This is a genomic window from Belnapia rosea (assembly GCF_900101615.1).
In the GTDB taxonomy this organism is placed as follows: domain Bacteria; phylum Pseudomonadota; class Alphaproteobacteria; order Acetobacterales; family Acetobacteraceae; genus Belnapia; species Belnapia rosea.
Window position 1 is genome coordinate 990,783 of the sequence record NZ_FMZX01000001.1, and the last position, 9,027, is coordinate 999,809.

Genomic DNA, 9,027 nt, shown 5'->3' on the forward strand with positions numbered 1-9,027 from the left:
GCAACGAGGTGATGCCATGGCCGGCTGCTGCGGGCAGGATAGCTGCTCTTCCCCCAACGCCCTCGACACGCCGCAATGGCGCCGCGCGCTCTGGATCGCGCTGGCGGTGAATGGCGGCATGTTCCTGGCGGAGATCGTGGCGGGCGTCGCGGCCGGCTCCGCCTCGTTGCAGGCGGATGCGATCGACTTCCTCGGCGACTCCGCCAACTACGCGATCAGCCTGGGCGTGACCGGCATGGCGCTGGCCTGGCGCGCCCGGGCGGCGCTGCTGAAGGGCTGGTCGCTCGGGCTGCTCGGGGCCGGGGTGCTCGCCTCGACCGCCTGGCACGCCTATGCGCGGACGCTGCCGGGGGCCGGCACGATGGGTGTCGTCGGCCTCCTGGCGCTGATCGCCAATGCCGGGGTGGCGCTGATGCTGTACCGCTTCCGCACGGGCGACGCGAATATGCGCTCGGTCTGGATCTGCTCCCGCAACGACGCCATCGGCAACCTGGCCGTGCTGGCGGCAGCGGCCGGCGTCTTCGGCACCGGCACCGCCTGGCCGGACCTGATCGTCGCCACGATCATGGCAGCCCTCGGCCTCAGCGGCGGATGGCAGATCGTGCGGCAGGCCCGGTCCGAGCTGCAGGGGCCGGCGCTGGTCGAGGCCGGCGCCCTGCGCTGAACCCCGGCGCGGTCAGATCGGGTTGGCGCCCGCCATCGGCTCGCCCTCGTCCGGCATCGCCATCGTGTCGGTGGCGGAGACGCTGGTGTCGTCCTTCCAGCTGTCGCGCCGCTTCATCGCCTGGCGGGCGAGGCAGGCGCCGCCGATCGCGGCCGCGCCGACGCCGACGCCGGTGAGGAAGGCGAGGCTGGCGAAGATCATGCCGGTCGTGGTCGCGGCGGCGGCGGTGGTGGCGGCGCGCATGAACATGGGCGGACTCCCCTCTTCAGGATTTCAGTCTACAGGTGGGCAGGCGGGCGCGGCAGGCAAGCGCCCCGGCTCGCGATAGGTGAACGCCTCCCCCGCCCGATCGGCGTCCTCAAGCGCCAGCGCGAGCAGAGCATGATGGGGCGAGAGGGCGCAGGCCGGGTCGGCCGCCGCCGCGTCGCCGGTGAGGGCGAAGGCCTGGCAGCGGCAGCCACCCCAATCGGCCTCGGCGCGGCTGCAGCCCTGGCAAGGGGCGGGCATCCAGCCGGTGCCGCGGAAGCGGTTGAAGGCTTCCGACGCCTCCCAGGCCTCGCGCAGCGTGGTGGTGCGGATATCGGGGAAGGCGAAGCCCGGGAGGCTCTCCGCCGCATGGCAGGGCAGGATATGGCCGGCGGGGGAGATGGCGAGGAAGCGCTGGCCCCAGCCGCCCATGCAGGATTTCGGGCGCGTCGCGTAGTAGTCCGGCACCACGTAGTCGATGACGAGGCGGCTGCGATGCGCGGCGCGGGCGGCCTCGACCGCAGCGGTAGCGGCATCGAGCTGCGCGCGGCTCGGCATCAGTGCGTCGCGGTTGGCCAGCGCCCAGCCGTAATACTGCACATGGGCCACCTCCAGCCGCCCGGCGCCGAGTTCGAGCGCCAGCGCGATCATCTGCGGCAGGCGGTCGAGATTCTGGCGGTGGACGACGGCGTTGAGCGTCAGCGGCAGACCCGCCGCCGTGACATGGCGGGCAAACTCGAGCTTCCGCGCATGGCCGCCACGATAGCCGCCGATGCGGTCGGCCGAGACGGGCTCGGCATCCTGGATGGAGAGCTGGACATGGTCGAGGCCGGCCGCCACCAGCGCCTCCAGCCGCGTGCCGTTCAGCAGCACGCCGGAGGTGATGAGGTTGGTGTAGAGGCCTGCCTCGCTCGCGGCGCGGACCAGCGCCTCGATGTCGCGCCGGGCCGTGGGCTCGCCGCCGGAGAGATGGACCTGCAGGCAGCCGAGATCCGCGGCCTCGGCGAAGGCGCGGGCCCAGGTGGCGGTGTCCACCTCCTCGCCCGGGCGGGTGAGCGCCGTCGGGTTGGAGCAATAGGGGCAGCGCAGCGGGCAGCGATGGGTGAGCTCGGCCAGCAGGGCGAGCGGTGGCTGGATCATGCCGTGACAACGCCCTTGGCGGCGAGATCGTCCAGCAGGGCGGCAATATCGGCCAGGATTTCGTCGTGCGGGGCGGCGTAGCGGGTGGCGAGGGTGTCGGCGATGGCGCCGAGGCTGCGGCTGCCGTCGAGCAGGCGGAGGATCTCGAGGGCGATCTCGTCGGGGACGAACATGCGCTCCGGGCCGAGCACGACCCATTGGGCGCGGGCCTTGTCCTCGCGCAGCTTCATGCCGCGGGCGAGGCGGGGGATGCTGTCAGGCGTCACGGGCGGAAGGCGCCCGGGGGCGGCAGGGCGGGCTCCACATAGGCGAAGTGCAGCGCGTCGAGCTGCGCCCAGAGCAGGCTGCATTTGAAGCGGAGGGCGGCCAGGACCTGTTCCTGCTCGGCGCGGGTGCGGGCCTCGCGCTTGACGTAGGACAGGGCGAAATCGACATCCTGCGGCGCCTGGGTCAGGCGCGGGGTGAAATAGGCCAGCGTCTCCTCGGAGACGAAGTCGTAGTTGCGGAGCATGCCGGAGACGCGCTGCGAGATGATGGCGGGCGAGAACATCTCGGTCAGCGAGGAGGCGATAGCCTCCAGCACGGAGCGGCTCCGCACGAGGTTCACATAGGCATCGACGGCGAAGCGGGTGCCGGGCAGCAGCCCCTCCAGCGAGACGACGTAGTCGCGGTCGAGACCGAGGCCGTCGGTCAGCTTCAGCCAGCGCTCGATGCCGCCGGGATGGGTGCCGTCGCCGTCATGGTCGACGATGCGGCGGCGCCATTCGCGGCGGAGCTCCGGCGTCGGCAGGCGGGCAAGCAGCGAGGCGTCCTTCGCCGGGATGCTGGCCTGGTAGTAGTAGCGGTTCAGCGCCCAGGCCTGGACCTGCGCCTTGCTCAGCTTCCCGCCATGCAGCAGGTGATGGAAGGGGTGGTGGACGTGGTAGCGCTCGGCGCCGATGGCTTCCAGGCGCGCGTGCAGCTCCTCGGGCGGGAGCAGCGCATCGTCGGTCATGGGGCGACCTCCATGCCGTCCTCCGCGACCTCCCAGCCGGCGGCGAGCACCGCTGCGCGTTCGGGGCTGTCGGCCAGCAGGACGGGGTTGGTGTTGTTCAGGTGGATGAGGATGCGGCGGCGGATGCCGAGATCCCGGCAGGTGGCGAGGACGCCCTCGGGCCCGTCGATGCTCATATGCCCCATGCGCCCCCCGGTCTTGGGGCCGGCGCCGGCCCGGATCATCTCGTCGTCGCGCCAGAGGGTGCCGTCGAGGAACAGCGCGTCGGCGCCGTCGAGCCGGGCGGCGAGCGCCGGCGTCATGGCGGCGCAGCCGGGAATGAAGTGGAGGCTGCGGCCATGGGCCGAGAGGCGGAGGCCGATGGTCTCGCCCGTATCGGCGCGGCCGGGGTCCCTACCCGCCTCGGCGAAGAGCGGGATCTTGCCGGGGACGGCATAGGCTTCGAGATCAAGGCCCAGCGGCACGCCCGCCGCGTCGGCGAGCGGCAGGGGCGTGCCGAGCGGCAGCGGGCGGCGGGGGACGATCTCCGGGTTCACGGCGAGGAAGATGGGGTTCCCGGCCAGGACATCGAGGGATTGCGGAGCGCCATAGAGGGCAAAGGCCTGGCGCTCGCGCATCGTCAGCAGGCCGGCGACGGTATCGACCTCGGCGCCGGTCAGGACGACGGCGGCGATGGGGGAATGGCGGATGGCGCCGCCCGCCGGGCGGGGATGGAGGGCGGGCGTGGCCTCGATCTGGGCGCGGAGGTCCGGGGCAGCGTTCAGCAGCACCCAGCGCTCGCCATCGGCGGTGACGGCGAGCGAGGTCTGGGTGCGCGGACGTGCGGCCGGGTCGCCGGCGCGGGCACGAAGGCAGCCGGGGCCGGCGGAATTCCATTGCGGGAAGCCGCCGCCGGCGGCGGCGCCCAGGACGATGGCGCGGAACATGGGCGGAGCCTAGCGCGCGGGGGGCGTCGCCGTCACCTCGATGGCGGCGTACCAGGCGGCGAGGTTGGCGATATCGGCCTCGGTGAGGTCGGCGGCCATGAGGTTCATCTGCTCATGGAGGCGCGCCTTGTCGCGGAAGGCGCGGAGCTGGGCCGAAAGATAGGCCGGGTTCTGGCCGGCGAGGTTGGGCGCGTCGGGCTGGACCGCGATGCCGTCATTGCCGTGGCAGACGGCGCAGCGGCCGCCTGCAAGGCGGCGGCCGGCGCGGGCGTCGCCTTCCTGCGCCAGGGCCGGGCTGGCCAGGAGCAGGGCCAGCCCGAGGCAGGCAAGGCGCATCAGCGGTGGCGGTCGTAGGAGATGCGGTAGATGGCGCCGGCCATGTCGTCCGAGACAAGGAGCGAGCCGTCGCGCAGCATCGCCACATCGACGGGACGGCCGAGATACTCGTTGGTCTCGGTATCGAGCCAGCCCTCGGCGAAGGGCTTGTGCTCGCGCACCGTGCCGTCCGCATTGAGGAAGGTGACCATCACGCGGGCGCCGATCGGCGTGGTGCGGTTCCAGGAGCCGTGCTGGGCGCTGAAGATGGCGCCGCGATAGGCTTCCGGGAACATCCGGCCCTCATAGAAGGTCAGGCCGAGATCGGCGGCATGCGGCGTGGTCTCGACCACGGGCGGCACGGTCTCCGCCGGAGCCTGGGCGCTGCGGTACTCGTTGGTGCGGACGGTGCCGCCGCCATACCAGGGGAAGCCGAAATTCTGGTTGGCGGCGGTGATGCGGTTCAGCTCGCCGGGCGGGGTGTCGTCGCCCATGCCGTCAACCTGGTTGTCGGTGAACCAGAGCTCGGCGGTATTGGGACGGAAGGCGATGCCGACGCTGTTGCGGATTCCGCGCGCATAGACCTCGCGGTTCTGGCCGTTGCGGTCCATGCGGATGATGCCGGCCATGCCGACTTGGTTGAAGACCTCCATCTTCGCCGGGCTCGGCACGTTGAAGGGCTGGCCGAGCGAGATGTAGAGCTTGTTGTCCGGGCCGATGCGGCAGACGCGGGCGCCGTGGTTGAAGCTCTCCTCGGCGGCGGGGATCAGCCCGCCTTGCGGCACCACGATCTCGGCGGCGACGTCGGGCGTCTCGTAGAAGAACTCGGCCGCGGGGAAGGCGATGACGCGGTTGTGCTCCACGATATGCAGGATGCCATCGGGCGAGAAGCAGAGGCCGTTCGGCACGCTGAACTGCAGGGAGGGGGCGAAGACCTTCACCTCATCCGCCACACGGTCGCGGTCTCGGTCGGTCACGGCCCAGACGCGCTGCTTGCGGGTGCCGACGAAGACGACGCCGGAGGAGGGCCCGATCGCGATGTGGCGCGCATCGGGCACGACGGCGAAGAGCTCGATCCGGAAGCCTTCCGGCAGGCGGATCGATTCCAGGTTGCGGCGCAGCGCATCGGCGCGGCGGCCCTCCTGGGGCACGGTCTCGATCTGCATCGAGGTGCCGGTGGTGCGGAATTGACCCAGGCGGTCAAGGTTGGACTGGCCGGCACTCGGCACCGGGCCAGGGGGTGGCGGGCGCACCCCCGGGCTGGTCTCGCCGGGCGTGGCGCCGCCGCTATTGGTGGTGGTGCGGCCGGGCTGGGCCTGGTTCTGCGCCAGCGCCGGCGCGGCCATGACGATGGCGGCGCCAAGCAGGATGCCGAGATGCTTCATCATGTCCCTCCCCGCTTCCGCCCTTGCCGGCGGTTCGCTGGCGGTAAGCATGCGCGGGCAGGAGACGGGAGCGGGTTGACATACGCGTGACCAGCCTCTCGCAGCAGCGCCGCGCCGGAGGACCGGCGCGGCGCTTCAAGGGCTTCGATCGAGGTGTCAGCCGATCTCGGCGCAGGCGTAGCTGTTGATTTCGAGAGCGAGAGAGATTTCGGTCACGCGCGGCTTTTTCCAGGCCATCAGTCCCTCCATACGGTGTGGTGGCAGGGGAATACTGGGGCCGTGGGGGGCGATCATCAAGCATTTGTCCCCGCTTCCTTGAATGCGCGGGGCGCAATCCTTAGAGAAGCCGCCTCATGCACCAGAGCAGGAGCGGGATATGAGCTACAGGGTCGCGGTCGTCGGCGCCACCGGGGCGGTGGGGCGCGAGATGCTGAAGACCCTGGCGGAGCGGGATTTCCCGGTGCGCGAGGTCGTGGCGCTCGCCTCCTCCCGCTCGGTCGGGGCGGAGGTCTCCTTCGGCGAGAAATCGGTGCTGAAGGTGCGGAGCCTCGAGAGCTTCGACTTCAAGGGCACGGATATCGCGCTGTTCTCGCCGGGGGCGGCGATCTCGGCGGTGCATGCGCCGCGGGCGGCGGCGGCGGGCTGCCTTGTCATCGACAACACCAGCCGCTTCCGCATGGACCACGACGTGCCGCTGGTGGTGCCGGAGGTCAACCCGCAGGCGCTGAAGCGGCTCGGCAAGCGGGGCATCATCGCCAACCCGAATTGCTCAACCATCCAGATGGTCGTGGCGCTGAAGCCGCTGCACGACATCGCGCGGGTCAGGCGCGTGGTGGTCTCGACCTATCAGTCGGTCAGCGGCGCGGGCAAGGAGGGCATGGACGAGCTGTTCAACCAGACCCGCGCGATCTACGTGAACGACGCGACGGTGCCGGAGCAGTTCACCAAGCCCATCGCCTTCAACGTCATCCCCCATATCGACGCCTTCCAGGAGGATGGCGCGACCAAGGAGGAGTGGAAGATGGCGGTGGAGACGCGGAAGATCCTCGACCCCGACATCGCCGTCATCGCCACCTGCGTGCGGGTGCCGGTCTTCATCGGCCATGCCGAGGCGGTGCATGTGGAGTTCGAGGCGCCGATCAGCGTCGAGCAGGCGATCGAGGCGCTGCGCGACGCACCGGGCCTGCAGCTCGTCGACAAGCGCGAGGATGGCGGATACATCACGCCGCTCGATGCGGCGGGGGAGGATGCGGTCTATGTCAGCCGGATCCGCCGCGACGAGACGGTGCCGCATGGCCTGGCGTTCTGGTGCGTCGCGGACAACCTGCGGAAGGGCGCGGCGCTGAACGCCGTACAGATCGCCGAACTCGTGCAGCAGCAAGGGCTGGTGGAGGCGCGGCGCTGAGGCCGCGCCGCCGTCGCTGGAGCGGTTTCCGTTCGCACTGACTCACGGAACCCGCTCCAGCCTGTTGTTTCAGCGGACAGATTTCTCCGATCAGGCGATTCCACCTGATCGGAGTGTGCTCTAGTTCACCGGATCGAGGACGACTACCGGGATCTCCCGGTCGGTCTTCTTCGCGTAATCGGCATAGGGCGGCCAGAACTCCACGGCCTTCTCCCAGAGCCGGGCACGTTCCTCGCCGGTCACGGTGCGGGCGCGGGCCTTGGTCTTCAGGGTGCCGACCTGGATCTCGACCTCGGGATTGGCGACGAGGTTGCGGTACCAGCCCGGATGCTCCGGCGCGCCACCCTTCGAGGCGACGATGATGTAGCTGTCGCCGGTCTTTCCGTAGAACAGCGGGAAGATGTACTTCTCTCCGGATTTCCGCCCGACCGTCGTCAGCAGCAGCGCGGGCACGGTGAGGTCGCCATAGCCGGGGGGCGAGATCTTGTAGAGATGGCCCTCCGTCCCGCCGCTGGCGATGTAGCGGTTGGCGTGGTCGAGCATCCATTGCGGGAGGTTCGGGGCGAGCTTGGCGTCGGACATTGTCGGCTCTCCGCTTGAGGCGGCGGGAGGCTAGCACCGGCCGGGCCGATGCGCCTCCCCCCGATGCCTAATGGGCGTTCAGGGCCCGCACCAGCGCCGCCTTGTCCATGCCCGAGCGGCCGGGGATGCCACGGCGGCGGGCCTCGGCGAGGAGCTCGGCCTTGGTCTGGCCGGCATCCTGCTCGCGGGCCTTGGTGCGGCGAAGGTTGCGGCGATTGCCGGCCGGGCTCTCGTCACGGGAGGCGCCGGCCTCGTGCAGGGCGATGGCAACGGCCTGGCGCTGCGAGCGGACAGGGGTGCCGCGGCTGGTCTCCAGCTCGCCTTCCTTGAACTCGCGCATCACGCGCTCGACCGTCTCGCGCTGCGGCCTGGACTGGCGGGCCATGCCGGATCTCCTTACTGCATCGCTTCGAGCAGGGATTGGCAGGCGGCGGCGCAGGCGTCGCAGGCCTCGGCGCAGATGCGGCAATGGGCATGCATCTCCGCATGCTCGCGGCACTCATCGGCGCAGGCGCCGCAGGCGATGATGCAGGCCTCGAGCACCCCCTCGGTCAGCGCGCGGTTCGGCTTGGTGAGGCGGGAGATGATCCGCCCGGTCGCGGCGCAGAGATCGGCGCAGTCGAGGTCGAGCCGGATGCAGTAGATCAGCTTGCCCGGGTCCTTCTCGGACAGGCAGGCATCGGCGCAGCTGGTGCAGGCCTGGGCGCAATCGTTGCAGGCCTCGATGCAGCGCTGGATCGCCGCCATCGCCGATGGCTGGTGGGGCTGGTTGCGGAGCATCTCCTGGAGGTGGTCCATGGTCGCTCGCCTCGTCGTTGTTGTGTTCGGGTGGTGGATGGGGGTCGTGCGGGCGCAACGCCGCAGGGCCGCATCGGCTCCCCAGGATTTCGCGCTGGAAGGGCCAGGGGGAGTTCCGGCAAGCTCAACCTGAACGGGAGTAGAACGACAGCGGGGGTGGTCCATGGATGCATCACGGCGGGGCCTTCAGCCCCTGGTCCCGGCCGAGCCGCCGGATCTGGTCGCGCTGCAGCGGCATGCGCTGGAGGTGATGACGGCGGCGAACCGGCTGGCGCTGGGCTGGCTGCAGAGTGCCGCAGCGCAACAGGCGGCGGCGGCCCAGCGGACCCTGGAGCAGATGACGGCGGCGGCGCGCCGGCTGGCGGCAGCGGAGGCGGCCCCGGAGCAGGCGGCGGCGATGCTCGCCATGCTGGAACAGGCCCGGCGGCTCGGCCTCGAGACGGCGGAGGAGATCGCCGCGCTGATGGAGCGGCTGCAGGGCGAGAGCTTCGACCTGCTCGACCGGGCGGTGCGGCTGCCGAAGGGGCTGCCAGAGGAAGAGCCGAAGGCGTGACGGCCGGGCCTCGGGGCCC

14 protein-coding genes are annotated in these 9,027 nt (G+C 70.9%); 3 read left to right on the plus strand and 11 right to left on the minus strand.

The features are described 5' to 3' along the window. Window positions 1-16: 16 nt before the first annotated feature. Window positions 17-664: a cation transporter gene (locus BLR02_RS04760; protein ID WP_090660928.1), complete on the plus strand. Its 648-nt coding sequence runs from the start codon at window positions 17-19 to the stop codon at window positions 662-664. A gap of 12 nt (window positions 665-676) precedes the next feature. On the opposite strand, the gene BLR02_RS04765 is transcribed toward BLR02_RS04760, so the two are convergent. The 8 genes from BLR02_RS04765 to pqqA all read right to left on the minus strand — a co-directional run bounded on the left by BLR02_RS04765 (window position 677) and on the right by pqqA (window position 5,964). After that, entirely contained in the window at window positions 677-913 is a 237-nt protein-coding gene (locus BLR02_RS04765) for a hypothetical protein (protein ID WP_090660932.1), read from the minus strand. A gap of 24 nt (window positions 914-937) precedes the next feature. After that, complete coding sequence (gene pqqE / locus BLR02_RS04770) at window positions 938-2,050, minus strand: pyrroloquinoline quinone biosynthesis protein PqqE (protein ID WP_090660935.1); 1,113 nt, start codon at window positions 2,048-2,050, stop codon at window positions 938-940. Next, the gene (gene pqqD, locus BLR02_RS04775) at window positions 2,047-2,316 is read right to left on the minus strand and encodes a pyrroloquinoline quinone biosynthesis peptide chaperone PqqD (protein ID WP_245704608.1); all 270 of its coding nucleotides are present in this window, start codon (window positions 2,314-2,316) and stop codon (window positions 2,047-2,049) included. The genes pqqE and pqqD overlap by 4 nt, the downstream gene beginning before the upstream one ends. Continuing rightward, entirely contained in the window at window positions 2,313-3,044 is a 732-nt protein-coding gene (gene pqqC / locus BLR02_RS04780; protein ID WP_090660941.1) for a pyrroloquinoline-quinone synthase PqqC, read from the minus strand. The genes pqqD and pqqC overlap by 4 nt, the downstream gene beginning before the upstream one ends. Then, a complete protein-coding gene (pqqB, locus tag BLR02_RS04785; protein WP_090660944.1) occupies window positions 3,041-3,970 on the minus strand; it encodes a pyrroloquinoline quinone biosynthesis protein PqqB in 930 nt (309 codons plus the stop codon). The genes pqqC and pqqB overlap by 4 nt, the downstream gene beginning before the upstream one ends. Before the next feature lie 9 nt (window positions 3,971-3,979). Then, the gene (locus tag BLR02_RS04790; RefSeq protein ID WP_090660947.1) at window positions 3,980-4,306 is read right to left on the minus strand and encodes a c-type cytochrome; all 327 of its coding nucleotides are present in this window, start codon (window positions 4,304-4,306) and stop codon (window positions 3,980-3,982) included. Beyond that, window positions 4,306-5,673 (minus strand): PQQ-dependent sugar dehydrogenase, encoded by a 1,368-nt coding sequence (locus BLR02_RS04795; RefSeq protein WP_245704609.1) that lies wholly within the window; start codon window positions 5,671-5,673, stop codon window positions 4,306-4,308. Before BLR02_RS04795 ends, BLR02_RS04790 begins: the two co-directional genes overlap by 1 nt. Before the next feature lie 153 nt (window positions 5,674-5,826). Then, window positions 5,827-5,964, minus strand: coding sequence for a pyrroloquinoline quinone precursor peptide PqqA (gene pqqA / locus BLR02_RS29985; protein WP_090562316.1), 138 nt, complete (start codon window positions 5,962-5,964; stop codon window positions 5,827-5,829). Between the two features lie 82 nt (window positions 5,965-6,046). Here pqqA and BLR02_RS04805 point away from each other — a divergent pair, with 82 nt between their 5' ends. Next, window positions 6,047-7,075: an aspartate-semialdehyde dehydrogenase gene (locus tag BLR02_RS04805; protein ID WP_090562314.1), complete on the plus strand. Its 1,029-nt coding sequence runs from the start codon at window positions 6,047-6,049 to the stop codon at window positions 7,073-7,075. Between the two features lie 120 nt (window positions 7,076-7,195). Here BLR02_RS04805 and BLR02_RS04810 read toward each other — a convergent pair whose 3' ends face one another. From BLR02_RS04810 to BLR02_RS04820, 3 genes are all read right to left on the minus strand, one after another. Continuing rightward, a complete protein-coding gene (locus BLR02_RS04810; protein WP_090660950.1) occupies window positions 7,196-7,657 on the minus strand; it encodes a nitroreductase family deazaflavin-dependent oxidoreductase in 462 nt (153 codons plus the stop codon). Between the two features lie 67 nt (window positions 7,658-7,724). Further along, the gene (locus BLR02_RS04815; RefSeq protein ID WP_090562308.1) at window positions 7,725-8,042 is read right to left on the minus strand and encodes a DUF6496 domain-containing protein; all 318 of its coding nucleotides are present in this window, start codon (window positions 8,040-8,042) and stop codon (window positions 7,725-7,727) included. Window positions 8,043-8,053: 11 nt separating this feature from the next. Then, on the minus strand, window positions 8,054-8,455 hold the full coding sequence (locus BLR02_RS04820; protein ID WP_218127376.1) for a four-helix bundle copper-binding protein: 402 nt from the start codon (window positions 8,453-8,455) through the stop codon (window positions 8,054-8,056). A gap of 163 nt (window positions 8,456-8,618) precedes the next feature. On the opposite strand from BLR02_RS04820, the gene BLR02_RS04825 reads away from it, so the two are divergent. Then, complete coding sequence (locus tag BLR02_RS04825) at window positions 8,619-9,008, plus strand: phasin family protein (protein WP_090660953.1); 390 nt, start codon at window positions 8,619-8,621, stop codon at window positions 9,006-9,008. The last annotated feature ends 19 nt before the right edge of the window (window positions 9,009-9,027 follow it).

Bases quoted from the DNA above. Each gene is read 5' to 3' on its own strand.
- BLR02_RS04815 (WP_090562308.1), bottom strand. From the start codon at position 8,042: ATGGCCCGCCAGTCCAGGCCGCAGCGCGAGACGGTCGAGCGCGTGATG.
- pqqE (WP_090660935.1), bottom strand. From the start codon at position 2,050: ATGATCCAGCCACCGCTCGCCCTGCTGGCCGAGCTCACCCATCGCTGC.
- BLR02_RS04805 (WP_090562314.1), top strand. From the start codon at position 6,047: ATGAGCTACAGGGTCGCGGTCGTCGGCGCCACCGGGGCGGTGGGGCGC.
- pqqC (WP_090660941.1), bottom strand. From the start codon at position 3,044: ATGACCGACGATGCGCTGCTCCCGCCCGAGGAGCTGCACGCGCGCCTG.
- BLR02_RS04820 (WP_218127376.1), bottom strand. From the start codon at position 8,455: ATGGACCACCTCCAGGAGATGCTCCGCAACCAGCCCCACCAGCCATCG.
- BLR02_RS04760 (WP_090660928.1), top strand. From the start codon at position 17: ATGGCCGGCTGCTGCGGGCAGGATAGCTGCTCTTCCCCCAACGCCCTC.
- BLR02_RS04765 (WP_090660932.1), bottom strand. From the start codon at position 913: ATGTTCATGCGCGCCGCCACCACCGCCGCCGCCGCGACCACGACCGGC.
- BLR02_RS04810 (WP_090660950.1), bottom strand. From the start codon at position 7,657: ATGTCCGACGCCAAGCTCGCCCCGAACCTCCCGCAATGGATGCTCGAC.
- BLR02_RS04825 (WP_090660953.1), top strand. From the start codon at position 8,619: ATGGATGCATCACGGCGGGGCCTTCAGCCCCTGGTCCCGGCCGAGCCG.
- BLR02_RS04795 (WP_245704609.1), bottom strand. From the start codon at position 5,673: ATGATGAAGCATCTCGGCATCCTGCTTGGCGCCGCCATCGTCATGGCC.
- BLR02_RS04790 (WP_090660947.1), bottom strand. From the start codon at position 4,306: ATGCGCCTTGCCTGCCTCGGGCTGGCCCTGCTCCTGGCCAGCCCGGCC.
- pqqB (WP_090660944.1), bottom strand. From the start codon at position 3,970: ATGTTCCGCGCCATCGTCCTGGGCGCCGCCGCCGGCGGCGGCTTCCCG.
- pqqA (WP_090562316.1), bottom strand. From the start codon at position 5,964: ATGATCGCCCCCCACGGCCCCAGTATTCCCCTGCCACCACACCGTATG.